Annotated in this window: 19 protein-coding genes, 2 pseudogenes and 1 riboswitch; of the genes and pseudogenes, 6 read left to right on the top strand and 15 right to left on the bottom strand. The window is 73.0% G+C overall.

Annotated elements, in window-relative coordinates; genetic code table 11:
- Positions 1-49: 49 nt before the first annotated feature.
- The 8 genes from ACQP0T_RS13460 to ACQP0T_RS13425 form a co-directional block, all read right to left on the bottom strand.
- Positions 50-331: a HesB/YadR/YfhF-family protein gene (locus ACQP0T_RS13460; protein WP_433873415.1), complete on the bottom strand. Its 282-nt coding sequence runs from the start codon at positions 329-331 to the stop codon at positions 50-52.
- A gap of 145 nt (positions 332-476) precedes the next feature.
- Positions 477-3,380, bottom strand: coding sequence for an aminomethyl-transferring glycine dehydrogenase (gcvP, locus tag ACQP0T_RS13455; RefSeq protein ID WP_433873414.1), 2,904 nt, complete (start codon positions 3,378-3,380; stop codon positions 477-479).
- 173 nt (positions 3,381-3,553) lie between these two features.
- Positions 3,554-3,654: riboswitch (glycine riboswitch) on the bottom strand.
- A 23-nt stretch (positions 3,655-3,677) separates the two neighbouring features.
- A complete protein-coding gene (locus ACQP0T_RS13450) occupies positions 3,678-4,244 on the bottom strand; it encodes a MerR family transcriptional regulator (RefSeq protein ID WP_345366527.1) in 567 nt (188 codons plus the stop codon).
- 221 nt (positions 4,245-4,465) lie between these two features.
- Positions 4,466-4,942 (bottom strand): bifunctional nuclease family protein, encoded by a 477-nt coding sequence (locus tag ACQP0T_RS13445; RefSeq protein WP_345366529.1) that lies wholly within the window; start codon positions 4,940-4,942, stop codon positions 4,466-4,468.
- Positions 4,943-5,323: 381 nt separating this feature from the next.
- Complete coding sequence (gene garA / locus ACQP0T_RS13440; RefSeq protein WP_345366531.1) at positions 5,324-5,791, bottom strand: glycogen accumulation regulator GarA; 468 nt, start codon at positions 5,789-5,791, stop codon at positions 5,324-5,326.
- 116 nt (positions 5,792-5,907) lie between these two features.
- On the bottom strand, positions 5,908-6,294 hold the full coding sequence (gene gcvH, locus ACQP0T_RS13435) for a glycine cleavage system protein GcvH (RefSeq protein WP_433873411.1): 387 nt from the start codon (positions 6,292-6,294) through the stop codon (positions 5,908-5,910).
- A gap of 124 nt (positions 6,295-6,418) precedes the next feature.
- Entirely contained in the window at positions 6,419-7,120 is a 702-nt protein-coding gene (locus tag ACQP0T_RS13430) for a CDP-alcohol phosphatidyltransferase family protein (protein WP_433873409.1), read from the bottom strand.
- Positions 7,121-7,302: 182 nt separating this feature from the next.
- Positions 7,303-7,518, bottom strand: a complete 216-nt coding sequence (locus tag ACQP0T_RS13425) for a hypothetical protein (RefSeq protein ID WP_433873407.1) — start codon at positions 7,516-7,518, stop codon at positions 7,303-7,305.
- A gap of 280 nt (positions 7,519-7,798) precedes the next feature.
- Here ACQP0T_RS13425 and ACQP0T_RS13420 point away from each other — a divergent pair, with 280 nt between their 5' ends.
- Both ACQP0T_RS13420 and ACQP0T_RS13415 read left to right on the top strand, forming a co-directional pair.
- On the top strand, positions 7,799-9,676 hold the full coding sequence (locus ACQP0T_RS13420) for a propionyl-CoA synthetase (protein ID WP_433873406.1): 1,878 nt from the start codon (positions 7,799-7,801) through the stop codon (positions 9,674-9,676).
- 107 nt (positions 9,677-9,783) lie between these two features.
- Complete coding sequence (locus tag ACQP0T_RS13415; RefSeq protein ID WP_433873404.1) at positions 9,784-11,367, top strand: beta-N-acetylhexosaminidase; 1,584 nt, start codon at positions 9,784-9,786, stop codon at positions 11,365-11,367.
- Positions 11,368-11,437: 70 nt separating this feature from the next.
- On the opposite strand, the gene ACQP0T_RS13410 is transcribed toward ACQP0T_RS13415, so the two are convergent.
- The 7 genes and pseudogenes from ACQP0T_RS13410 to ACQP0T_RS13380 form a co-directional block, all read right to left on the bottom strand.
- On the bottom strand, positions 11,438-11,683 hold the full coding sequence (locus ACQP0T_RS13410) for a phosphopantetheine-binding protein (protein WP_433873402.1): 246 nt from the start codon (positions 11,681-11,683) through the stop codon (positions 11,438-11,440).
- 53 nt (positions 11,684-11,736) lie between these two features.
- A complete protein-coding gene (locus ACQP0T_RS13405; RefSeq protein ID WP_345366545.1) occupies positions 11,737-12,390 on the bottom strand; it encodes an isochorismatase family protein in 654 nt (217 codons plus the stop codon).
- Between the two features lie 37 nt (positions 12,391-12,427).
- Complete coding sequence (locus ACQP0T_RS13400; protein ID WP_433873400.1) at positions 12,428-14,074, bottom strand: (2,3-dihydroxybenzoyl)adenylate synthase; 1,647 nt, start codon at positions 14,072-14,074, stop codon at positions 12,428-12,430.
- 15 nt (positions 14,075-14,089) lie between these two features.
- Positions 14,090-15,334: an isochorismate synthase DhbC gene (dhbC, locus tag ACQP0T_RS13395; RefSeq protein ID WP_345366548.1), complete on the bottom strand. Its 1,245-nt coding sequence runs from the start codon at positions 15,332-15,334 to the stop codon at positions 14,090-14,092.
- Between the two features lie 33 nt (positions 15,335-15,367).
- A pseudogene (locus ACQP0T_RS13390) lies at positions 15,368-16,146 on the bottom strand (2,3-dihydro-2,3-dihydroxybenzoate dehydrogenase).
- Positions 16,147-16,405: 259 nt separating this feature from the next.
- Positions 16,406-17,741, bottom strand: a pseudogene (locus ACQP0T_RS13385) (carboxyl transferase domain-containing protein).
- The gene (locus ACQP0T_RS13380) at positions 17,734-19,197 is read right to left on the bottom strand and encodes an acyl-CoA synthetase (RefSeq protein WP_433873399.1); all 1,464 of its coding nucleotides are present in this window, start codon (positions 19,195-19,197) and stop codon (positions 17,734-17,736) included. The pseudogene ACQP0T_RS13385 and the gene ACQP0T_RS13380 overlap by 8 nt, the downstream one beginning before the upstream one ends.
- 171 nt (positions 19,198-19,368) lie before the next feature.
- Here ACQP0T_RS13380 and ACQP0T_RS13375 point away from each other — a divergent pair, with 171 nt between their 5' ends.
- From ACQP0T_RS13375 to ACQP0T_RS13360, 4 genes are all read left to right on the top strand, one after another.
- Positions 19,369-20,079, top strand: coding sequence for a FadR/GntR family transcriptional regulator (locus ACQP0T_RS13375; protein WP_345366556.1), 711 nt, complete (start codon positions 19,369-19,371; stop codon positions 20,077-20,079).
- Between the two features lie 90 nt (positions 20,080-20,169).
- Entirely contained in the window at positions 20,170-20,658 is a 489-nt protein-coding gene (locus ACQP0T_RS13370) for a VTT domain-containing protein (RefSeq protein WP_345366558.1), read from the top strand.
- 131 nt (positions 20,659-20,789) lie between these two features.
- Positions 20,790-22,889 carry a catalase gene (locus ACQP0T_RS13365; RefSeq protein WP_433873397.1) on the top strand — a complete coding sequence of 700 codons (2,100 nt, stop codon included), beginning with the start codon at positions 20,790-20,792 and terminating at the stop codon, positions 22,887-22,889.
- A 73-nt stretch (positions 22,890-22,962) separates the two neighbouring features.
- Positions 22,963-24,408 carry an amino acid permease gene (locus ACQP0T_RS13360; RefSeq protein WP_433873395.1) on the top strand — a complete coding sequence of 482 codons (1,446 nt, stop codon included), beginning with the start codon at positions 22,963-22,965 and terminating at the stop codon, positions 24,406-24,408.
- Position 24,409: the final 1 nt, after the last annotated feature.

Here is a 24,409-nt window from a genome sequence, read left to right as displayed (position 1 = left end):
GCCACCGAACAGCCGCCGGACCGGACGGTTCCGGCCCGGCGGCCCGGCCTCAATCGCGGATCGCCAACGCCAGTTCGCCGTTGTCGTCCCGCTCGGCGTCGAGGGTCTTGTCCCCCAACACCTCGGCGACCTGCGCCTCGAGGAAGACCCGAACGCCGGATTCCTCGATCACCTGGTCGTCGGCCTGCGGCTCGGTGGCGACGGACGCCTGGAGACCGTCCCCGGCGGGGGCGATCCGGAGGCCGGAAGCCTCGGAGGTCTCCGTGGTGTCGTCGCCGCCGATGAGGACGAGCTTGATGACCTCGGCGGCGTTCTCGCTGATGGTGAGCATGATGCTCCACTCCTCTCGGAGCCGGTCACGTGAAGTGGCCACCGTGTCATCCGGGCCGACCCGACGCAAACCGGGGTCCGCCCGGCGTGTCGAACGGACCCCGGTGGTCGTCCCGCAACCGGGCTGGGACGACCACCGGAACAGCTCAGCTCTCGTAGGCCGACAGCGGCGGGCAGGAGCACACCAGGTTGCGGTCGCCGCGCGCCTGGTCGACCCGCCGCACCGGCGGCCACACCTTCGGCGCGGAGGTGCCCATCGGGTAGGCGGCCTCGTCGCGACCGTAGGCGTGGTTCCACTCCCCCGCCAGCGAAGCCGCGGTGTGCGGCGCGTTCACCAGCGGGTTGTCGTCGGCGGGCCACTGCCCGGCCACGACCTTGTCGATCTCGGCCCGGATGGCGATCATGGCCTCGCAGAACCGGTCGAGCTCGGCCAGGTCCTCGCTCTCGGTCGGCTCCACCATGAGGGTGCCGGCCACGGGGAAGGACATGGTCGGCGCGTGGATGCCGTAGTCGGTCAGCCGCTTGGCCACGTCGTCCACCGAGATCCCGCTGGTCTTGCTGATCTGGCGCAGGTCGAGGATGCACTCGTGGGCGACGTAGCCGCCCTGGCCGGTGTAGAGCACCGGGAAGTAGCCGTCGATGCGGCGGGCGACGTAGTTGGCCGCGGCGACCGCCGTGAGGGTGGCCCGGCGCAAGCCGTCACCGCCCATCATGCGGATGTAGGCCCACGAAATGGGCAGGATGGAAGCGCTGCCCCAGGGCGCGGCGCTGATCGGCCCCACCCCCGTCTCGGGACCCGCCGCGGGCTGCAACGGGTGGTTGGGCAGGAACGGCGCGAGGTGCTCCCGGACGCCGATCGGCCCCACGCCCGGCCCGCCGCCGCCGTGCGGGATGCAGAACGTCTTGTGCAGGTTCAGGTGCGAGACGTCCGCCCCGAACTCGCCCATCCGCGCCAGGCCGATCAGCGCGTTGAGGTTCGCGCCGTCGACGTAGACCTGGCCGCCGCCGCGGTGCACGAGTCCGCACACCTCGCGCACGGTGTCCTCGTAGACGCCGTGCGTGGACGGGTAGGTGATCATGATCGCGGCCAGGTCGGCGGCGTGCTCCGCGACGAGTTCGCGCAGGTGGTCCAGCTCGATGTTGCCCGCGTCGTCGCAGCGCACCACGACCACGCGCAACCCCGCCATCACCGCGCTGGCGGCGTTGGTGCCGTGCGCGCTGGCCGGGATCAGGCACACGTCGCGCTGCGCTTCACCACGGGCGTGGTGGTAGGCGCGGATGGCCAGCAGCCCGGCGAACTCGCCCTGGCTGCCCGCGTTCGGCTGAAGGCTCACCGCGTCGTAGCCGGTGACCTCGGCCAGCCACCGCTCCAGGTCGGCGACCACCTCGAGCAGCCCGGCCGCGTCCTCGGCCGGGGCGAACGGGTGCAGCGCGGAGAACTGCGGCCAGGTGATCGGCTCCATCTCCGCGGTCGCGTTGAGCTTCATGGTGCACGAGCCCAGCGGGATCATGCTGCGGTCCAGCGCGATGTCCTTGTCCGAGAGTCGCCGCAGGTAGCGCAGCAGCGCGGTCTCCGACCGGTGGGTGTGGAACACCGGGTGGGTCAGGTACTCGGAGGTGCGCCGCAGCGCGGTGGGCAGCGCGTCGGGCGTGGCGGCGTCGAGCTCGTCCAGGCCGACCAGCGCCCCGGAGTTCAGGCCGAACGCCTCGAACACCACCGCGAGGTGCTCCCGGGTCGTGGTCTCGTCGCAGCTCACGCCGACGTGGTCGGCGTCCACCCGGCGCAGGTTGATCCCGCCGCGCCGGGCGCGGGCCACCACCTCGTCGGCGGCCCCCGGCACCGCGGCCACCACGGTGTCGAAGAACCCGCCGTGCACCACCTCGACCCCGCCGCGGCGGAGCTGCTCGGCCAGGAGCGCGGCGAACCGGTGCGCGCGGGTGGCGATCGCCCGCAGCCCCTCGGGTCCGTGGTAGACGGCGTACATCGAGGCCACCACGGCGAGCAGCACCTGCGCGGTGCAGATGTTGCTGGTCGCCTTCTCCCGCCGGATGTGCTGCTCGCGGGTCTGCAGGGCCAGCCGGTAGGCCAGGTCACCGCCCGCGTCCACGCTGACCCCGACCAGCCTGCCCGGGAGCTGGCGCTCCAGGCCCTTGCGGACCGCCATGTATCCGGCGTGCGGGCCGCCGAAGCCCATCGGCACGCCGAAGCGCTGGGTGGTGCCCACCACCACGTCGGCGCCGACCTCGCCCGGCGGGCGCAGCAGGGTCAGGGCGAGCAGGTCCGCCGAGACCACGGCCATCGCGCCGCGCCGGTGGACCTCGGCGATGAGCTCCTCCTGGTCCCGCACCGCCCCGGAGGCGCCCGGGTAGGCCAGCAGGGCACCGAAGAACTCGCCGTCCGGCAGCCCGGCGGCCCCGGCGGAGAGGTCGGCGACGACCACCTCGATGCCCAGCGGCTCGGCGCGGGTCCGCACCACCTCGATGGTCTGCGGCAGGGCATCGGCGTCGACGACGAACACGGCGGACTTCGCCTTGCCCGCGCGGCGGACCAGGGTCATGCCCTCGGCGGCGGCGGTGGACTCGTCCAGCATCGAGGCGTTGGCCAGCGGGACCCCGGTGAGGTCGGCGACCACCGTCTGGAAGTTCAGCAGCGCTTCCAGCCTGCCCTGCGAGATCTCCGGCTGGTACGGCGTGTAGGCGGTGTACCAGGCCGGGTTCTCCAGCACGTTGCGCAGGATCACCGGCGGCGTCGTGGTGCCGTGGTAGCCGAGGCCGATCATCTCGGTGTGCGGCGCGCAGCGGTCGGCCAGCGCGCGCAGCTCGGCCAGCGCGTCCGCCTCGTTGGCCGGGTCGGGCAGCGCCAGCGCCAGGTCGCGCTCGCGGACGCCGTCGGGTACCGCGCGCTGGCCCAGCTCCTCCAGCGAGCCCACGCCGATCACGTCGAGCATCCGGGCCAGCTCGGCGGGCCGCGGGCCGACGTGCCGGTCGGCGAACGGCGTGCCGTGCTCCAGCGCGGCGATCGGAATGCGGTCGTGGTTCACTTCGGTCATCGCCAACACCTCACTCATCGCGGCGAACACAGGGGGCGGGCAGCGGACTGCTCCGCTCTCCCCCTCTGTCACTGTTCGCAGCGCGAACGCCTGAGAGCTTCACCCGGCGGACCGGGCTTGCACCGTCGGCGGGACGGCACCACGGCTGTGGTGCGCCCTCTTTCCAGAGGTATCTCGCCCGTGCGGTCCGGTGGGCCTGAGAGGTTGTCGGGGAGGGTTGCTCCTTCGGCGCCGACTCGGCCGTAGCCTTGCCGGACTCTCCCGCACGGGGTCGACGATGCCGCGAAGCCTACCCGATCAGCCGGTCTGCCGGTCCCTCCGGCGACGGGCCAGTTCGTCACCCACGGCGGGTTCGGACACCAGACCGTCCGCCCGCTCGGCCGGGAACTCGTGGATGGTGCCGCTGATCTCCCGGACGGCACCGCTGACCGCGATGCCGAACACGCCCTGACCACCCTGGAGCAGGTCGACGACCTCCTCCGGGGAGGTGCACTCGTAGACCGTGGTGCCATCGCTGAACAGGGTCAGGCGGGCGAGGTCCTCGACCCCGCGGTGGCGCAGGTGGTCCACCGCGACCCGGATGTTGTGCAGCGAGACGCCGGTGTCCAGCAGGCGCTTGACGACCTTGAGGACCAGGATGTCCTTGAACGAGTAGAGGCGCTGCGAGCCCGACCCGGCGGCGCTCCTTATCGAGGGGCGGACCAGCTTGGTGCGGGCCCAGTAGTCGAGCTGGCGGTAGGTGATGCCGGCGATCTGGCAGGCAGCGGGGCCCCGGTAGCCGACGAGCTCGTCGGGCAGCGCGGCGTCAGGCGCCGGCTCGTCCCGACCTCGGGCAGCATCCTCGCCGGGTGCTTCCTCGACCACGCCTGCCTCCCCTCGTCCGGCACGGAGCCGACCACCGGTTCCCGGGTCGACGATCCGGGACCGCGAACCCCTGCTCACCGGCGGAATCACACCGGAGCAATTCGCATCATCCGACGGTAGGCCGGTCCGGTGGGCAGGTCAACGCGACGCGCGGGTGACCCGACGAGCCGACCCCCGCGAAGGCGTTCGCGGGGGTCGGGAAGCCGCTCTCCGGGCGAACGTCAGGTGTCGGCGCCGCGGAAGTCCTCCGGCGACACCGAGTCGAGGAACTCGCGGAACTTCTCCACTTCGTCCTCCTGCTCGTCCGGGATGATCAAGCCCGCCTCGTCGAGCACGGATTCGTCGGCATGGATCGGGACGCCGATGCGCAGCGCCAGCGCCACCGAGTCGCTCGGCCGCGCCGAGACCCGCACATCGCCGTCGAACACCAGCTCGGCGAAGAAGGTGCCCTCCTGCAGGTCGGTGATCCGCACCTGCTCCAAGTCCCGCCCCAGCGCGCCGATGACGTCCTTGAGCAGGTCGTGGGTCAACGGCCTCGCCGGTCGCACCCCCTGCTGCTCCAGCGCGATCGCCGTCGCCTCGACCGATCCGATCCAGATCGGCAAGTAGCGGTCACCGCTGGTCTCGCGCAGCAACAGGATCGGCTGGTTGGCTGGTAGTTCCACTCGCACGCCGACGACGCGCATCTCACTGCTCATCGTCACATCGCCTCCTCCAGCGCGCCGAAGCGTGGCATCCCCCTCCTCGAGGGTCGCGCACCGACGCTCCCGACGCTACCCGCGATACGGCGGACCCGCCCATTCCTGCGCGGTCCCGTCAGCCACCGTTCTCCCGGCCGTCCGGCGGCATCGATCGACAGCTCCCGGACCGCACCGCCACCGAGCGCGCTCGTCGTCGAGCACCTCTGCGCACGATACACCCCGGGGCCCGCCGCCGAGCCCGCCGAAAGGGCCGCTGAACGGGAGAACCGCTTGCCGCGCCGAAAGATTCCGGTCGCCGACCGCACTTCGCCTCGACGTGGTTCGGGGCGGCACCACTCGGCGCCGCCCCGCCACGATGACCCGGTCTCCGGCCTCCTGTCAGCGGCCCGCCGGGCCGCCCTCGACCGGCCCGGTCAGGTACACCAACCGGAACTTGCCGATCTGCACCTCGTCACCGTTGGCCAGCACCGAGGTGTCCACCGGTTCCCGGTTGACGTAGGTGCCGTTGAGGCTCCCCACGTCGACGACGACGAAGTTGCTGCCCTCGAAGCGGAACTCCGCATGGCGGCGGGACACCGTGACGTCGTCGAGGAAGATGTCGCTGTCCGGGTGGCGGCCGGCGCTGGTGATCTCCCGGTCCAGCAGGAATCGCGAACCCGCGTTGGGGCCGCGCTTGACCACCAGCAGGGCGGACCCCGCGGGCAGCGCATCGACCCCGGAGGCGGCCGGCTCCGCGGCGGGCGCGCTCTCGGTGCTTTCGGGCTCCGAGAGGAAGGGCCTGAAGACCGAGGTGGTCTCCGGTGACTGCTCCGGTGGAACGTCGCCGGAGCCGCTGTTCTGGCTCACCTGAGCTCTCCTCTACGCGGATCGATCGTGCCAAGTGTGTTCCAACGTACCGTGCCCTGCCAGGCACGGGACGCGCGACTCCCGAGATCGCCCCGTCGGCCGCGCGCGACCGACGATCATGCCTGGTCGATCAGGTCCTGGTAGGCCTCCGGGGTGAGCAGCCCCGCCACCGCCGCCGGGTCGTCGACGGCCAGCTCGATCATCCAGCCCTCACCGAGCGGGTCGGTGTTGACCAGGTCGGGCTGCTCGTCCAACCGCTCGTTGCGGGCCACCACCCGGCCACCGACCGGCGCGTAGAGGTCGGAGACGCTCTTGGTCGACTCCACCTCGCCCATCGCGGACCCGGCCTCGACCTGCTGGTCGAGGTCCGGCAACTGCACGAACACCACGTCGCCGAGCTGCTGCTGGGCGTAGTCGGTGATGCCGATGCGCACCGTGGTGCCATCGGTACCGAGCACCCACTCGTGCTCGGGGGTGTACTTGATCCCGTCCGGGGTCGCCACCTGGGTCCTGCCTTTCCTGACTCGAGCTGCGGATCCGGCCGCGACCGTGTCGCGTGATCGCGGCGGGAGCGTATGGGGGCCGGCCGGGCGGTCGCAAGGCGGGTCCGCCGGGGGCCGGGGCGGGTCAGCGGGGCGCCGACCGGGCCGACCGGACGGCCGCGACCACCTGCCCCAGGTACAGCACGCCCGCCCACAGGTAGAGCGCGCCGCCCCAGCAGGTGAAGGCGTAGGCGAACGGCCGCACCACCGAGGAGAACGCGAACTCGTTCTGCACCAGCAGCAGCAGCGGGAAGGCGTACATCAGGCAGAACGTGGCCGCCTTGCCCAGGTAGTGCACGTCGGGCGGTTCGAAGCCGTGCCAGCGCAGCACCGGCAGGCAGAGGGTGAGCACCACGTCGCGGCCGACCAGGGCGACGGCGACCCACCAGGGGACCACGTCGCGGAGGACGAAGGCGATCAGCGTCGCCACGATGTAGAGGCGGTCGGCGGCCGGGTCGAGCAGCTCGCCGATCCGGCTGTACTGGTTGAGCCAGCGCGCGAGCTTGCCGTCCAGCCAGTCGGTCGCGCCGCTGATGACGAGCACGAGCAGGGCGAGCAGATCGGCCTGCGGTCCGAGCAGCAGCCAGAGGAAGAACGGGACCCCGGCGAGCCGGACCACGCTGAGCAGGTTCGGCAGCGTCAGCACCGGATCGGACCAGACGCCGGCGGCGGCTTCCTTGATCCGGGCGATGCCCGGGTCGCCGGGCGAACGGTCCCCGGTGGGCTCCGGGTCCACGTCGCGATCCCCCGTCGTGTCGTTCGTGGTGCTGTCGGCTTCCTGCACCACGAGTCCTCCCCTGAACGGTTGTGCCCGGAACAGCCGCGCCCCGGCCGGTCCTGCGCCGGGCGACCGGACGCGCCGCGTCCGCTGGCCTGATCAGGGTCTCACATGCGTCGGACCGGAGCCGTGGCGGCCGTGCCGGGAGGAGGTCGCGGCACCTCGGGGTCCGGGCGCGGAAGGTGCGCCGATCAGCTCCTGCGGTGGCTCCAGCCCTGGCGGTGGAGGTCGGCGTCGGTCAGGAACCGGGCCCGGCCGCGGTCGTCGACGCCCGCCCAGCGGGCGCCGCTGACCCCTTCGCGGACGTAGGAATGACCACCGCTCCACACCACGCTGCACGGCGCGGTGGGCAGCTCCGCCGCCTTCGCCGCGGACTCGGTCGACCCCGTGCTGATGTCCGTGCTCATGGACGCACCTCCATACCCCTAGTCGGTCCGATCGCCGACTCTGTTAGCGCGGTCCCCGCCCCCGGTCGCAAATTGTGGGCGCCGGGGCGGCCGATGTCGCGCTGGCGCGCGGGCGCGGCGCCCAGCGGTCGTGGTCCGTCGACGAACCGCATCCGGCGGGCAGCGCGGCGGACAGCGCGGCCGAAGCGGTTCCGGCCGCTCGTCCGCGCGGTCCCTGGTCTCCCGGACGGCGGTGCGGTAGGACTCAGGCGTTGCCGGTCCACCGCAGGAGGTCGTGCTCATGGGTGCCTACGCCGATGCCTACCAGCGCAGCTCGTCCGACCCGGAGGGCTTCTGGCTCGACGCGGCCGGGGCGATCGAGTGGGAGCGGGCACCGTCGCGGGCGCTGGACGACGAGCGCCCGCCGTTCTACCGCTGGTTCCCGGACGGCACGCTCAACACCTGCTTCAACGCCCTGGACCGCCACGTGCGCGACGGCCGCGCCGACAGCACGGCGCTGATCTGGGACTCCGCGATGACCGGCACCGTGCGGCGCTGGACCTACCGCGAACTGCTCGACGAGGTCGCGCGCTGCGCCGGTGCGCTGGCGGGGTTGGGCGTGGGCGCGGGCGACCGGGTGGTGCTGTACCTGCCGATGATCCCCGAGGCCGTGGTGGCGATGCTGGCCTGCGCCCGGATCGGGGCGGTGCACTCGGTGGTCTTCGGCGGGTTCGCGCCCAAGGAGCTGGCGGCCCGCATCGATGACGCGCGGCCTGCGGTGGTGATCGCCGCCTCCTGCGGGCTGGAGCCGAGCCGGGTGGTGGAGTACAAGCCGATCGTCGACGAGGCGCTGCGGCGCACCGAGCACCAGCCGGACCGGGTCGTCGTGGTCCAGCGCGACCAGGTGCGCGCCGCGCTCGGGCCGCGCGACCTCGACTGGCACGAGCTGGTGACCGGCGCCGAACCCGCGGACTGCGTCGCGGTGCGGGCCACCGACCCGCTGTACGTGCTGCACACCTCGGGCACCACCGGGCGGCCCAAGGGCGTCGTGCGGGACAACGGCGGGCACGCCGTGGCGCTGCGCTGGTCGATGGCGGCGGTCTACGACATCGGGCCCGGCGAGGTGTTCTGGACGGCCTCCGACGTGGGCTGGGTCGTCGGGCACTCCTACATCGTCTACGGGCCGCTGCTGGCCGGGGCGACCACGGTGGTCTACGAGGGCAAACCGGTGGGCACGCCGGACGCGGGCGCGTTCTGGCGGGTGATCGCCGAGCACCGGGTGAAGGCGCTGTTCACCGCGCCGACCGCGCTGCGGGCGATCAAGCGGGTCGATCCGGACGCCCGGCTGCTCGCCGAGCACGACACCGGTTCGTTGCGGACGTTGTTCCTGGCCGGTGAGCGGCTCGATCCCGAGACCTTCAGCTGGGCGTCGGGGACGCTGGACGTGCCGGTGGTCGACCACTGGTGGCAGACCGAGACCGGCTGGCCGATCTGCGCCAACCCGCGCGGGCTGGAGCCGCTGCCGATCAAGCCGGGATCGCCGACGGTGCCGCTGCCCGGCTACCGGATCGCGGTGCTCGACCAGGGCGGACGCCCGGTGCCGCCGGGCACCGACGGGGCCCTCTGCCTGGAACTCCCGCTGCCACCGGGCACGCTGCCGACGCTGTGGGGCGACGACGAGCGGTTCGTCGAGTCGTACCTGTCGCGCTACCCCGGCCACTACCTCACCGGCGACAACGGGCACCTGGACGCCGACGGCTACGCGTTCGTGATGGGCCGCACCGATGACGTGATCAACGTCGCCGGGCACCGGTTGTCGACGGGTTCGATCGAGGCGGTGCTGGCCGGGCACCCGGCGGTGGCCGAGTGCGCGGTGATCGGGGTGCACGATGCCCTCAAGGGGCAGGTGCCGCGCGGATTCGTGGTGCTCAAGGCCGGGGTGGAGGTCGACGCCGCGGAGCTGCGCGCCGAGCTGGTGGCCGCGGTGCGCGCGCAGATCGGCCCGGTGGCGGCGTTCCGCGACGTGGCGGTCGTCGAGGGGCTGCCCAAGACCCGCTCCGGCAAGATCCTGCGCAAGTCGATGCGCGAGATCGCCGACACCGGGCGGACCTCGGCGCCCTCGACGATCGAGGACCCCGCGGTGCTGGAGGCGTTGACCGAGGCGCTGCGCGGGCGCTGAGCGGGCGTTGACCCCGGGGCGTGCCCGATGCATCCGTTCGGAGGCTCCCCGCGCCGGATGTGGTCTATACCTTTGAGGGCTACCGACATCCGACCCCGGAGTGGCACATGACCCGAACACCGCCCCGCACCGCCGTGCGCCGCGTCTCGCTGCTGGCGACCGCGCTCACCGGCGCGCTGCTCCTCGGCGGGACCGCGGCCCCCGCCCTCGGCACGCCCCAGGAGCAGGACTTGCAGGACGTCGTCCCAGCACCCGAGTCGGTCCGACCGGACCCCGGCAGCACCTTCGAACTCACCCGGCACACCAAGATCCGGGCGGCGGGCGAAGCCGCGCCGGTCGGCGAGCACCTCGCCGGCCTGCTGCGCCCGTCGACCGGCTTCCCGATCCCGGTCAGCCGCGGCCAAGTCAAGGACGGCGCGATCGCGCTGAGCCTGGACGGCCGCGAGCTCGGACCGGAGGGCTACCGGCTGGACGTCGACGACGACGTCGTGCGGCTGTCCGCGCAGACGCCCACCGGGCTGTTCCGCGGCGTGCAGACGCTGCGCCAGCTCCTGCCCCCCGCGATCGAGAGCCGCACCGAGCAGCCGGGCCCGTGGACGGTGCCGGGCGGCGAGATCGTGGACCGGCCGCGCTTCGGCCACCGCTCCGCGATGCTCGACGTGGCCCGGCACTTCTTCGACGTGGAGCAGGTCAAGCGCTACATCGACCAGCTCGCCCAGTACAAGATCAACCGGCTGCACCTGCACCTCACCGACGACCAGGGCTGGCGGCTGGAGATCGAGTCGTGGCCGCGGCTGACCGAGCACGGCGGCAGCACCGAGGTCGGCGGCGGCCCCGGCGGCTTCTACACCCAGGCCGAGTACACCGAGATCGTCGAGTACGCCGCGTCGCGGCACATGGTGGTGATCCCGGAGATCGACCTGCCCGGGCACACCAACGCGGCGCTGTCGTCCTACGCCGAGCTCAACTGCGACGGGGTGGCGCCGCCGCTCTACACCGGCATCGAGGTCGGGTTCAGCTCGCTGTGCGTGGACAAGGAGATCACCTACCGGTTCGTCGAGGACGTCATCCGCGAGGTAGCGGCGCTGACGCCGGGCGAGTACCTGCACATCGGGGGCGACGAGGCGCACTCCACCACCGATGAGGACTACCGGAAGTTCATGCAGCGGGTGGTGCCGATGGTGGCGAAGTACGGCAAGACCGCCGTCGGCTGGCACGAGTACGCCAAGGCTGCACCGCCCGCGGGCGCGGTGGTGCAGTACTGGGGCACCGAGAACTCCGACCCGCTGCTGCCCGAGGCCGTGGCGCGCGGCAACCGCATCCTGGTCTCCCCCGCGAACAAGTCCTACCTGGACCAGAAGTACCACGAGGGCACCGAACTGGGCCTGCAGTGGGCGGGGCTGACCGAGGTCGCCGACGCCTACGGCTGGGATCCCGGCAGCTACCTGCGGGGCGTCCCGGAGGAGGCGGTGCTCGGCGTCGAGGCGCCGCTGTGGTCGGAGACGCTGGAGACCTCCGACCACATCGAGTTCATGGCCTTCCCCCGGCTGCCCGCGATCGCCGAGCTCGGCTGGTCGCAGGCCGAGCACCACGACTGGGAGTCGTTCTCCCGGCGGCTGGCCGCGCAGGGCCCGCGGTGGGAGCACCAGGGCATCGACTTCTACCGCTCGGAGCAGGTCCCCTGGCCGTGATCCCCGACGAGAGCGGGCCGTCTCCCCACCGCGCGGTGGGGAGACGGCCCGCTCGACGACGCGCGGGTACTCAGGCCGCGGTCTTCGGCCCCAGCACCGCCCACCAGTCGGCGAGCGTGGCGCGCTCGGCGAGGTCGGCGAAGGTGACCTGGACGCCGCGCTTGCGCCACTTCTCGACCAGGCTCATGATCCGCACCGAGTCCAGCCCCCAGTCGATGAGGTCCTCGTCGTCGGTCAGCTCGGCCGGGTCCTCGTAGAGCACCTCCGCCACGTCGCGGCGGACGTCCTCCAGGGTCAGGGCCGGTGCGTCGGACATGGATTCCTCCCCTCCGCGCGGCGGGGCGCCGCGCTCGCTCGTGCCGGGCGCGCTCACGCCGGCACCGGTCGGTCGGCGGCCAGCGCCGTGACGAGGCTGCTGGTGGACTCCACCACCGCGCAGCGCTTGGCCGCGTAGGACAGCGCCATCCGGTGCTCCTCCAAGGAGAAGTCGGCGACCGCGTCGGCCGCCAGGAACGCGCGGACCTCCTGCTGGAACGCCTCGGCGGCGGTCATCAGGCAGCCGATGTGGGCGTAGATGCCGGTGATGATGAGCTGATCGCGCCCCCACTCCCGCAGCATCTCGCGCAGCTCGGTGCGCTGGAAGGCGCTGTAGCGCCACTTGGTCAGCAGCACGTCGCGCGACCGGGGCGCCAGCTCGTCGATGATCGCCTCCTGCGCCGGGTCGGACACCCCCGGCCCCCACCACTCGAGCTGGAGGCCCCGCTGCTCGGGGGTCTGACCGCCCGGCTGGGCGCAGTAGACCACCGGCACCCCGCTGGCGTCGGCCTGCGCGCGCAGCATCTGGATGTTCGGGACGACCTCGTTCAGCGGTTCCCGATCCGGGGTGAAGGCGTTGACGAAGTGCCGTTCCATGTCGTGGATCAGCAGGACGGACCGCTGCGGATCGGGGCGCCAGCGCACCCGGTTCTCCGGCAGTTCCTCGTGCTGCGGGACGCGGTACGGTGCGATGCCCGGAAGCGCCACCTTGCTCCTCTCCTCGTGCGGTTGCACCGGATCCGCCTCAGCGGCCCCGGTGCAGTTCGGGGACCAGTTCGCGCACGATCGCCTCGCGCAGCTCGCGCTTGCTGATCTTGCCGACCCCGGTCTGCGGGAACTGCTCGACGAACTCGACCCGGTCCGGCACCTTGTAGCCGGCCAGCCCGCGTTCGCGGACGAACTTGATGAGCTCGCGGGGCTTGGGCGGCGTCCCGCGCGGGACCACGAAGGCGCAGCTGCGCTCCCCCAGGTAGTCGTCCGGCATGGCGACCACCGCGGCGTCGTGCACGTCGGGGTGCGCGAGCAGGTGGTTCTCGACCTCCTCGGCGGCGACCTTCTCACCGCCCCGGTTGATCTGGTCCTTCGCCCGCCCCTCGACCACGACGTTGCCCTCGGGCGTCAGGCGGACCACGTCACCGGTGCGGTAGAAGCCGTCCGGGGTGAACGCCCGCGCGTTGTGCTCCTCGGCCCGGTAGTAGCCGCGGATGGTGTAGGGCCCCCGGGTGAGCAGGTGGCCGGTCTCCCCCGCGGGCACCGGGTTGTCCTCGTCGTCGACGACGAGCACCTCGTCGTCCGGCGAGATCGGCCGCCCCTGGGTGGTGAGGATGACCTCCTCCGGGTCGTCCAGGCGGGTGTAGTTCACCAGGCCCTCGGCCATCCCGAACACCTGCTGCAAGGTCGCGCCGAGCACCGGGCGGACCCGCTTGGCGACCTCCTCGCTGCACTTGGCGCCGCCGATCTGGAGCACCTCCAGGCTGGACAGGTCGTGCTCGGTGTCCGGTGCGGCGTCGAGCCAGACCAGCGCCAGCGGCGGCACCGCGGCGGCCAGCGTGACCCGTTCCCGCTCGATCAGCGGGAACACCTCGTCGGGGCTGGGCCTGCGGGCCAGCACCACGCGACCGCCCGCGTGCAGCACCCCGAAGGTGCCCGGCGAGCTCATCGGGAAGTTGTGCGCGATGGGCAGCGCGCCGAGGAACACCGTGTCCTCGGTGACGCCGCAGATCTCGTCGCTGGCGCGGAACGAGTACAGGTAGTCGTCGTGGGTGCGCGGGATCAGCTTGGGCACGCCGGTGCTGCCGCCGGAGAGCTGGAGGAACGCGATGTCCCCCGGGTGCGGACCGGCCAGGTCCGCCGGCTCGGCGTCCACATCGGACAGCGCGGTGAAGCCGGAGTCGCCCGGGTCGCCCGCGATGAGCACGTGGCGCAGCCCCGGCACCTCGCGCCGCACCTCGGCGGCCAGCACCCGGTGGTCGAACCCGGCTTCGACGTCGGCGGTGATGTAGGCGACCGCCTCGCTGAACTCGCAGAAGTACCCGACCTCGGTCAGCCGGTGGGTCGGCAGCGCGAACACCGGCACGGCGCCGAGCCGGTACAGCGCGAAGCAGACGTCGAAGAACTCCGGGATGTTGGGGAGCTGCACGACGACGCGGTCCCGCGGGGCGATGCCGAGCCGGTGCAGCCCGGCCGCCAGCCGGTCGGCGCGGGCGTCCAGCTCGCCGTAGGACACCCGCCGGTCACCGCCGACGACGGCGATCCGGTCGGGGTGCTCGGCGGCGCGCTCGCGCAGCATCGAGCCGAAGGTGTCGCCCCGCCAGTAGCCGGCCGCCCGGTAGCGGGCGGCGAACTCCTCGGGCCAGGTGGGGCAGCCGGGCAGCGGTGCCGGTCCGGTCATTCTGGTGGTTCCTCCTCAGCGTGAGACGGCTTGGTCCAGGCCCATCGCGGACAGCGCGGTGCGGAACTTCGCGGAGGTCTCGGCCAGTTCGTCGGCCGGGTCGGAGCCGGCGACGATGCCCGCGCCGGCGAACAGCCGCAGGCCCTCCTCCTCGATCTCCGCGCAGCGGATGGCCACCACCCACTCGCCGTCGCCCGCCGCGTCGCACCAGCCGACCATCCCCGCGTAGTACCCGCGGTCGAACGGTTCGGTCTCGCCGATCACCGAGCGGGCCGCGGCCACCGGGGTGCCGCACACCGCCGGGGTCGGGTGCAGGGCGTCGGCGAGTTCGAGGGAGGAGGTCCGCGGGTCGCGCAGCTCGCCGGTGATCTCGGTGGCCAGGTGCCACATCGCGGCGGTGCTGATCACCGAGGGCCGGCTGGGCACCCGCAGGTCGGTGCACAGCGGTTCCAGCGCCCGCACGACCGCCTCGACCACCGCGGCGTGCTCCCGGAGGTCCTTGTCGGAGTCGGCGAGCTCCTCGGCGCGGCGCCGGTCCTCGGCCGGATCGCTGCTGCGCGGCCGGGACCCGGCCATCGGGTTGGAGCGCACCGCGGTGCCGCGCCGGGACACCAGCAGCTCGGGGCTGGCCCCGAGGAAGGTGCGGCCCAGCGGGGGCTGCGGACCGGCGGTGTCCCGGGTGCCGTCCTCCCCGCGCCGGGGCAGGTCCACCGCGAAGGTGAAGCCGCTCGGGTCGGCCAGCGCCAGGTTGCCCAGCACGTCGCGGACGTCGACCGGGGACTCCGGGGTGAGCTCCAGGGTCCGGGCGAGCACGACCTTGCTCAGGTCGCCGTCGTCGAACCGGCGCAGCACCCGCTCGACGCCGCGCTCGTACTCCGCGGCGCTGGGGACCTGCCGCACCGAGCACCGCGGGGCCTCGCCGCGCGCCGACCGCGGCACCGCCACCGCGGGCGGGTCGGCGCGGACCACCTCGGAGGGCAGCACCAGGTGCGCGGGCAGGTTCGGGCCGAACGGCACCGCGCCCACCACCACCGGGTTGTGCCGCCCGAACTCGGCGGCCCCGGCCAGGAACTCGCGGACCCGACCGGGCAGGTCGGCGCGCGCGCACGACGTCTTGGGCACCGTGGCGTCGACGCCCCGGGCCAGCATCATGCCGCGCGAGGAGGAGAAGAAGAACGACGAACCCGCCTCGTAGGCCGCCAGCAGGCGCGTCGCCTCCTCGGCGACGAGGCCGTCGATATCGCTGTCGATCGTGGTCATGGGAACCTTCCTGCCGCCGGTTTCGCGGCGCTGTCAGGCGCGCAGGGTCGCGCCACCGTCGACGTACAGGTCGTGCATGGTGATGTGGCCGGCCTGGTCGGAGAGCAGGAACACCACGGACTCGGCGATGTCGGCCGGCGTCGCGAGCTTGCGCAGCGGGATGCCCGCCTTGTACTCCGCCGCCGAACCGGCGATGACGCTGGCGGGGTCGCCACCGGTCATGCCCCGCAGCATCCCGGTGTCGGTCGAGCCGGGGGCCACGACGTTGCACCGGATGCCGTGCTCGGCCAGCTCCAGCCCCAGGGACTTGGTGAACAGGCTCGCCGCCACCTTGGAGGCACCGTAGGCGGACATGCCGTGCCGGGGCACGCCGGCGGAGTTCGAGCCCACCGTGACGATGGCGCCCCGCCCGCGCTCGACCATGTACCGGGACACCGCCCGGCACAGGTGGAAGACCCCGGTGGTGTTGACCGCGAAGGTCCGCGCCCAGTCCTCGTCGGTGAGGTCGCGCACCGTGCCGAACTGCAGCACCCCGGCGACGTTGGCGAGGAGGTCGATCGGCCCGAGCTCGGCTTCGACGCGCGCCGTGGCGTCGGCGACCTCGGCCGCGTCGGTGACGTCGACCCGGTGGGCGTGCACCGCGTGCCCCTGCTGCCGCAGCCCGTCGGCGACGGCCTCCACCGCGGCGGCATCGCGATCCAGCGCCGCGACCAGGGCGCCCCGTTCGGCCAGGGCGCCGACCACCGCGGCGCCGATGCCCCGGCCGCGCCCGTCACCACCGCGACCTTGCCGCCGATCCCCGTCCGGTCCATCTCGTCCCTTCTAAAGTCAGGCTAGCCTAACCTTTGTCAGGCGAGCCTGAGTTTAGAACACGGAACGGGGACGATCTCCCGCCCAACGGGTGGCATTGATCACCGAGGGCGACCAGCGCAGGTGAGATGATCCACTCATCCGGGGCTCGACGCCGCCCGGCGGACGTCTGCTCATCCGGTCACGGGAACGGTCCCACGCCGCACCGGCGGCGCGCACCGACCGCCGCCGGTGCGATGCCCCACAGCCACGACGGGCGGATCAGCGCGCCGCGACACCCGCCGCGAAACCGAGTTCCAGCAGGTCCTGGGGGCGCAGCCGCATCCATCCCGCGAGTTCGGCGGCGTCCTCGGTGCCGCGCTTGAGGATCGCCGCGCTCAGCTCCGGGGCGATCACGGCGAAGTAGGCGTCCGGGGTGATCCAGGTCCGCTCCGGCGCGGCCAGCGCGAGCGCACCCCCGGAACCGCCCTCGCCGACGACCAGCGTGGTGATCGGCACCCGCGCCTCGGCGACGGCGGTGAACACCTCCGCGATCGCCGGGCCCACCCCCGCCCGCTCGGCCGCGCCGTCGTTGGCCGCCCCGGGGTGTCCACCAGGGTCAGCACCGGGATGCCGAGCTGGTCGGCCAGCCGGATCAGCCGGGCCGCGGTGCGGAACCCGGCGGCGGTGTTGGCGGTGCCCGTCTGCGCCGCGAAGGCCACCGGTCGGCCTTCCCGCAGGCCGAGTCCGCAGAGCATCCCCGGGTCCACCCCGCCGCAGCGGTCGCCGCTGAGCGCGAAGCGGGTCTCGAAGTAGCGGTCCAGGTACTCCGGCGCCCGCGGCCGGTCCGCGGCGCGGGCCCGCCGCACCGCTTCCCACCCGGTGCCGGGCTCGGGGTGGTCGGTCAGCGCGCGCGGCACCTCCGCCGGGCGCGGCGGCCGGACCAGCCGTTCCGGGTGCAGCAGGTCGACGGCGCGGGCCAGCGCGGCGGGCAGCTCGTCGGGTCCGACGACCTGGTCGATCTGCCCGGTGGCCAGCTTCCCCTCGGCGGTGAACGGTTCCTCGTCGTCGCCGGGAGCGCGGACCCGGCTGCCACCGAAGGCGACGGCCGCCCCCGGCAGCGCCAGCACCACGTCCGCCGAGGCGCCCAACGTCGCCCACATGCCCCGGTGGTGGGGTGGCGCAGCACCGCGATGTGCGGGAGGCGGGCCTGCCGGAGCAGCAGGCAGGCCCGGGCGATGGTCTGCAGCTGCCCCAGCGCGCGGATGCCCTCCTGCATCCGGCTGCCGCCGGAGGCGATCAGCGACACCACGGGCAGCCGCAGGTCCCCGGCCCGCTCGAAGGCCGCCGCGATCCGCGCCCCGGCCGCTTCGCCGACCGACCCGCCGAGGAAGCCGAAGTCGAACGCGATCAGCACCGCCTCGCGCCCGCCGACGGTCCCGCGCCCGCACAGCACCGCCTCGTCGGCCCCGGCCGCGGCGGCGCGGGCGCGCTGCTCGTCGTAGCCGGGCCAGCCCAGCGGGCCGTCCGGGGCGGTGGCCGGCTCCGGCGCCGCGAACTCCTCGAAGCCGCTGCTCAGCGACTCGACGAGGGTGCGGGCCGGGACGCGGTCAGCCATCCCGCCGCGCTCCCCCGGCGGGCAGCAACGCCTTCTTCTGGACCTTGCCCATCTCGTTGCGGGGCAGCGCCTCGACCAGCCGCACCTCCCGGGGGCGCTTGTGCGGGGTGAGCAGGCCCGCGACGTGGTCGGCCGCCTCCGCCCCGCTGATCGAGGTGCCCTCGGCGGGCACGATCCAGGCCACGATCCGCTCGCCGAGGTCGTCGTCGGGCTCGCCGGTGACCGCGACCTCGGCCACCGCCGGATGCTCCAGCAGCGCGTTCTCGATCTCACCGGCGCCGATCTTGTAGCCGCCGCTCTTGATGATGTCGGTCGCCTTGCGCCCCACGATGCGGACGTAGCCGTCGGGCGCGCGGGTGGCCATGTCCCCGGTGCGGAACCAGCCGTCGGTGAACGCGGCCTCGGTGGCGTCCGGGCGGTTGAGGTACCCGCTGAACAGGTTGGACCCGCGCACCAGGATCTCGCCGACGGTGGCGTCGTCGCTGGCCTCGATCTCGGCGTCCCGCTCGTCGACCAGCTTCAGCTCCACCCCGGCGAAGGGCCGACCGACGTAGCCGGGCCTGCGGTCGCCGTCGGCGCGGACCCCGCAGTTCATGATCGTCTCGCTCATCCCGTAGCGCTCCACGACCCGCTGGCCGGTGAGCCGCTCGATGCGGGCGTGTTCCACGGCGGGCAGCGCGGCCGAGCCGGAGACCAGCAACCGGGCGCCCCCGACGGCGGCGGCGATCGAGGGGTCGCCCTCGGCGTCGTCGGCGAGCCGGTGGTACATGGTCGGGACGCCGAACAGCATGGTCGCCGGTCCGGCGAGCGCGTCGGCGGCGGCCCGCGAGGAGAAGCGCCCGAGGTGGTGCACCGAGCCGCCGAGGCGCACCGGCCCCAGCGTGCCCAGGATCAGACCGTGCACGTGGAACAGCGGCAGCCCGTGCACCAGCACGTCCTCGGCGGTCCAGGCCCACGCCTCGGCGAGGGCGTCGAGGTTGGCGCTGAGGGCGCGCCGGGGCAGCACCACGCCCTTGGGCGGCCCGGTGGTCCCGGAGGTGTAGACGATGAGCGCCGGCGCCTCCGGAGCGGCTTCGGCGGGCAGCGCTCCGCCCCGGGCGGTGACGTCCACCTCGTGCACCGCCAGCCCGGCCAGTCCCGGCGGCGGCTGGAACCCCGGTTCGGCGAGCAGCACCTCGGGTTCGCTGTCGGCCACGATGTGCGCGAGCTCCCGCTCCCCCACCTTGGGGTTGATCGGCACCACCGCGACCCCCGCGGCCAGCCCGCCGAGCACCGCCGCGCAGGTCTCCAGGGTGTTGGTGGCCCACACCGCCGCGCGGCTGGTGCCGGCGAGGCGTTCGGCCAGCGCACCGGCCACCCCGGCCAGCTCCCGGTAGGTCAGCGCGCGGTCGCCGAAGCGCAGCGCCTCCGTCTCGTCGGGCTCCCGCAACTTGGGGAACAGCACCTGCGCGGCCATGACCACCTCCGGCGTGGGGACGACGATCCGGGCCGGGCCGCTGGTGCGGTCGGCGACCGGTGGGATCCACCTTTGCCGGGGTCGGCGCACCTCGTCAAGGCCGAATTGGCTCAGCCACTCGTCCTCATCTCCGGTGCTAGCCTGGTCTCCGCCGTCCGTCCGGAGGTCCCCGTGCCCGAAGCGCTGCGCCCGCTGTCCCGATCGCGCCTGTACGAGCAGGTCGTGGCCCGGCTGCGCGAGCACGTGCGGGAACGCGGGCTCGACGTCGGGGACCGGTTGCCGCCGGAGCGCGAGCTCGCCGAACGGCTCGGGGTCAGCCGGGCGTCGGTGAAGCAGGCGCTGGTGGTGCTGGAGGTCCAAGGTCTCGTCGAGGTCCGCCACGGCGGCGGCAGCTACCTGCGCCGCGCCTCGCTGGACACCGAACCGGTCGAGGAGCTGGTCGCCCGCCAGCGGCGCCTCCCCGAGGTGCTCGAGGCCCGCGAGGCGCTGGAGACCAAACTGGCCGACCTCGCGGCGCGGCGCCGCACCGACGAGGACCTCGCCGAGATCGACGCGGCGCTGGCGGACATGCGCCGGGAGATCGCCGACGGCGGGCTGGGCGTGGACGGCGACCGCCGGTTCCACGCCGCGATCACCGCCGCGGGCCGCAGCGGGCTGCTCGCCGAGTTCATGCGCACCATCGCCGCCGAGATCGCCGAGAGCCGCCAGGAGTCGTTGCGCCAACCGCGCCGCCCCGCCCGGTCGCTGGCCCAGCACGAGCGGATCGCCGAGGCGATCCGGGCGGGCGATCCGAAGGCGGCGGTCAGCGCGATGCGCAGGCACCTGCGCACGGTCAGCCGGGTCCGGCTGCTGAGCTGGGACGCCGACGCCGACCAGCGATGAGCTACCCTCGGTCGGCCCCGTCCCCCGCCGACCTCCGGAGTTGCCCGCCGTGACCGCCCGACGCCGCCCGCAGCACCCGGAGGCGGCCCGGTGATCGAGTGGCTGCTGACCACCGCGGGCACCGCCGCGCTCGGCGCCGTGTTCCCGGTGGTCAACATCGAGTTGTACCTGCTCGGCGTGCTCTCCACCGTCGACGGGCTGAACTGGTGGGCGATGGGCCTGGCCGCGGCGGTCGGCCAGCTCGCGGGCAAGTCGGTGTTCTACCTCGCCGGGCGCGGCGGCCTCAGCCTCGGCAACCGGCTCTCCCGGATGGCCGAGAAGGAGCGGACCGGCCGCTGGGCGCGCTGGTTCGACACCTTCCAGCGGCGCACCCGGCAGCAGCCGTGGTGGGGCCTGGGCGTGCTGTTCCTCAGCGCGATCCCGGGGATCCCCCCGTTCACCCTGATGTGCCTGCTCTCCGGGGCCGCGGGCCTGCCGGTGCTCGGCTTCCTCGGTGCCGCCCTGGCCGGGCGCGCGCTGCACTTCCTGCTGGTCGCGGGCGCCCCGGGCCTGGTCGGCCAGCTCCCCTGGTTCGGCTGAGGGCGCCAGCCGCCGCGGTGCCGGGGCGGCCGGCGCGACCATCGGGCGGAAACGTCACCACGTCGGCATAGTCATCGACCACGGCGGGAACACCTGAGCTGACCCGCAGCCGATTCGAGGGGACAGCGGAGATGGCAGCCGACCGCAAGCAGGAACAGCTCGACGGCGTCCGCAAGGACTTGGACGAGAACTACCTCACCACCCAGCAGGGCGTCCGGGTGGACAGCACCGACGACTCGTTGTCGGTCGGCGAGCGGGGCCCCACGCTGCTGGAGGACTTCCACGCGCGGGAGAAGATCACCCACTTCGACCACGAGCGGATCCCGGAGCGGGTAGTGCACGCGCGGGGCGCCGGGGCCTACGGGCACTTCCAGCCCTACGACGGCTGGCTCGCCGAGCACACCGCCGCCCGCTTCCTGTCCGACCCGAACGTGCGGACCGAGGTCTTCGTGCGGTTCTCCACGGTGGCCGGTTCGCGGGGCTCGGCCGACACGGTGCGCGACGTCCGCGGCTTCGCCACCAAGTTTTACACCGAGCAGGGCAACTACGACCTGGTCGCCAACAACATGCCGGTGTTCTTCATCCACGACGGCATCAAGTTCCCCGACTTCGTGCACGCGGTCAAACCCGAGCCGCACAACGAGATCCCGCAGGCCCAGTCGGCGCACGACACGCTGTGGGACTTCGTCCAGCTCCAGCCCGAGACGATGCACATGATGATGTGGCTGATGTCGGACCGGGCGATCCCGCGCAGCTACCGCATGATGCAGGGCTTCGGGGTGCACACCTTCCGGCTGGTCAACCGCGAGGGCAAGGGCATCTTCGTGAAGTTCCACTGGAAGCCGATGCTGGGCACGCACTCGCTGGTCTGGGACGAGTGCCAGAAGATCGCGGGCAAGGACCCCGACTACAACCGGCGCGACCTGTGGGACGCGATCGAGGCCGGGCAGTACCCGGAGTGGGAGCTGGGCGTGCAGCTCGTCGAGGAGTCCCGCGAGCACGACTTCGACTTCGACCTGCTGGACGCGACGAAGATCATCCCGGAGGAAGAAGTGCCGGTGCGGCCGGTGGGCCGGATGGTGCTCGACCGCAACCCGGAGAACTTCTTCGCCGAAACCGAGCAGATCGCCTTCCACACCGCCAACGTGGTGCCGGGCATCGACTTCACCAACGACCCGCTGCTGCAGGCGCGCAACTTCTCCTACCTGGACACCCAGCTCATCCGGCTGGGCGGGCCGAACTTCGCGCAGCTGCCGATCAACCGGCCGATCGCGGCGGTGGCCAACAACCAGCGCGACGGCTTCGGCCAGCAGCAGATCCACCGGGGACGCACCAGCTACTACAAGAACAGCATCTCCGGCGGGTGCCCGATGGTGGCCGGGGCCGATCAGGACGTCTTCCAGCACTACCAGGAGAAGGTCGCGGGCCACAAGATCCGCGAGCGCAGCGAGAGCTTCAAGGACTACTACAGCCAGGCGACCCTGTTCTGGAACAGCATGTCGTCCTGGGAGAAGGAGCACATCGTCGGCGCGTTCCGCTTCGAGCTCGGCAAGGTCGACCACACCCACGTCCGGGAAGGCGTGGTGCAGCAGCTCAACCGCGTCGACCACGAGCTCGCGGTGCGGGTGGCCGAGGGCCTGGGCCTGTCCGCCCCGCCGGAGGAGACGGCCAACCACGGGAAGAGCTCGCCGGCGTTGAGCCAGGCGAACTCGGTCACCGGCACCGCCGCCACTCGCAAGGTCGCCGTGCTCGTCGCCGACGGGGTCAACGGCGGCGAGGTCGAGCAGATCCGGCGCGGCCTGGCCGAGCGGGGCGCGACCGCCGAGGTGCTGGCGCCCACCGAAGGCGTGGTCCGCACCGGCAACGACGAGGTGTCCGTGGACGCCGCCATCAACACGATGGCCTCGGTGGTCTACGACGCGGTGATCGTGCCGGGCGGCACGGACAGCGCCGCGACGCTGCTCGCCGACGGTTACGCGGTGCACTTCGTCGCCGAGGCCTACAAGCACGCCAAGCCGGTGGCGGTGAGCAGCGCGGGCACCGAGCTGCTGCGCCGCTCCGGGGCCACGGAGCTGCCGCCCGCGGGGGACGCGCGCGGGGTGAACTCCCACCTCGGGGTCTTCGTCACCGCCGACAGCGGGGAGCTGCCGCAGAGCTTCCTCGACGAGTTCTGCGCGGCGGTCGGCGAGCACCGCATCTTCGACCGCCAGACCGATTCGGTCCCGGCGTGAGCGGCGCAGCGCCGCGCGGCCATCCCCCGCCCGAGTCGCCGGGGCGGGGCGTCGTCCCCTGCGGCGCGGCACCATGAGCGTGCTGCGGAAGCTGCCCGTCGACGAGGTGCTGGACCGGGGCCGGCGCGGGAACCTGGTGCGCCGGCTCACCGGGAAGGACCTCGTCGGCTTCGGCATCGGCATCATCATCGGGTCGGGCATCTTCACGCTGACCGGGATCGAGGCCAAGCAGCACGCCGGCCCGGCCGTGGTGCTGTCCTTCGTGATCGGCGGCGTGGTGGCCGCGCTCGCCGCGCTGTGCTACGCGGAACTGGCCTCGGCGGTGCCCACCGCGGGCAGCGCCTACACCTACGCCTACACCTCGCTCGGCGAGATCTTCGCCTGGATCATCGGCTGGGACCTGCTGCTGGAGTTCGCGCTCGGCGCCGCGGTGGTCTCGCGGAGCTGGTCCGGTTACGTCGCGAACCTGCTGGACCTGCCGCCGGAGTGGTTCGGCGAGGACGCCGCGGTCAACGTCGGCGCCATGGTCATCATCGCGCTGCTCACCGCGGTCGCGGTGGCGGGCATCCGGGAGTCCGCGTGGGTGACCAACGCGCTGGTGGTGGTCAAGGTCGCGGTGTCGGTGCTCGTCGTGGTCGCCGGGCTGTTCTTCGTCCGGGCCGCCAACCTGGACCCGTTCGTCCCGCCCGCCCAACCCGCCGCGCCCAGCGCCACCGCGCTCGAACAACCGCTGGTGCAGGCGCTGCTGGGCATGGAGCAGTCGGTCTACGGCTTCGGCGGCATCCTGACCGCCGCCGCCATCGTGTTCTTCGCCTACACCGGGTTCGAGGCGCTGGCCAACCTCGGGGAGGAGACCCGCGATCCCCGCCGCGACCTGCCCGTCGGGCTGCTGGGCAGCCTGGTGGTGTGCACGCTGCTGTACGTGGGCGTGTCCTTCGTGCTCACCGCGATGGTCGATTACCGGCAGATCGACGAGGGCGCCCCGCTGGCCGCGGCCTTCCAGTCGGTCGGCCAGCCGTGGGTGGCGGTGCTGGTGTCGCTGGGGGCGATCACCGGCCTGACCTCGGTGATGATGGTCGAGCTGGTGACCATCGGCCGGATCGGGTTCGCGATGAGCCGCGACGGACTGCTGCCGCCCCGGCTCTCCCAGGTGCACCCGAAATGGGGGACGCCGCACCGGATGACCATCGCCGGCGCGGTGCTGATCATGCTGCTCGCCGGTTTCGTCCCGATCTCCGAGCTGGCCGACATGGTCAGCATCGGCGCGCTGTCCGGGTTCTTCATCGTCGCGCTGGCGGTGCCGGTGCTGCGCCGCACCCAGCCCCAGGTGGAGCGCCCGTTCCGGATGCCGCTGTCCCCGGTGCTGCCGGTCCTCACGGCGGCGGCCTGCCTGTACCTGATGTCCAACCTGGACGTGATCACCTGGCTGCGGTTCGCCGCGTGGCTGCTGATCGGCTTCGCGCTGTACTTCGGCTACGGCCGCAGGCGCGCCCTGCTCGCCCGGCGCGGCGGATCCTGAC

This window comes from Saccharopolyspora sp. CA-218241 (genome assembly GCF_050954615.1).
In the GTDB taxonomy this organism is placed as follows: Bacteria; Actinomycetota; Actinomycetes; order Mycobacteriales; family Pseudonocardiaceae; genus Saccharopolyspora; species Saccharopolyspora cebuensis.
Note: the sequence above shows the minus strand (reverse complement) of the source record. Positions and strands in the feature narration are given on the sequence as shown.

Excerpts from the sequence above, each read along its gene's own strand:
- ACQP0T_RS13420 (WP_433873406.1), top strand. The coding sequence starts at position 7,799 with ATGGGTGCCTACGCCGATGCCTACCAGCGCAGCTCGTCCGACCCGGAG.
- ACQP0T_RS13380 (WP_433873399.1), bottom strand. The coding sequence starts at position 19,197 with ATGGCCGCGCAGGTGCTGTTCCCCAAGTTGCGGGAGCCCGACGAGACG.
- ACQP0T_RS13365 (WP_433873397.1), top strand. The coding sequence starts at position 20,790 with ATGGCAGCCGACCGCAAGCAGGAACAGCTCGACGGCGTCCGCAAGGAC.
- ACQP0T_RS13415 (WP_433873404.1), top strand. The coding sequence starts at position 9,784 with ATGACCCGAACACCGCCCCGCACCGCCGTGCGCCGCGTCTCGCTGCTG.
- ACQP0T_RS13360 (WP_433873395.1), top strand. The coding sequence starts at position 22,963 with ATGAGCGTGCTGCGGAAGCTGCCCGTCGACGAGGTGCTGGACCGGGGC.
- ACQP0T_RS13425 (WP_433873407.1), bottom strand. The coding sequence starts at position 7,518 with ATGAGCACGGACATCAGCACGGGGTCGACCGAGTCCGCGGCGAAGGCG.
- ACQP0T_RS13460 (WP_433873415.1), bottom strand. The coding sequence starts at position 331 with ATGCTCACCATCAGCGAGAACGCCGCCGAGGTCATCAAGCTCGTCCTC.
- ACQP0T_RS13410 (WP_433873402.1), bottom strand. The coding sequence starts at position 11,683 with ATGTCCGACGCACCGGCCCTGACCCTGGAGGACGTCCGCCGCGACGTG.
- ACQP0T_RS13400 (WP_433873400.1), bottom strand. The coding sequence starts at position 14,074 with ATGACCGGACCGGCACCGCTGCCCGGCTGCCCCACCTGGCCCGAGGAG.
- ACQP0T_RS13445 (WP_345366529.1), bottom strand. The coding sequence starts at position 4,942 with ATGAGCAGTGAGATGCGCGTCGTCGGCGTGCGAGTGGAACTACCAGCC.
- dhbC (WP_345366548.1), bottom strand. The coding sequence starts at position 15,334 with ATGACCACGATCGACAGCGATATCGACGGCCTCGTCGCCGAGGAGGCG.
- gcvP (WP_433873414.1), bottom strand. The coding sequence starts at position 3,380 with ATGACCGAAGTGAACCACGACCGCATTCCGATCGCCGCGCTGGAGCAC.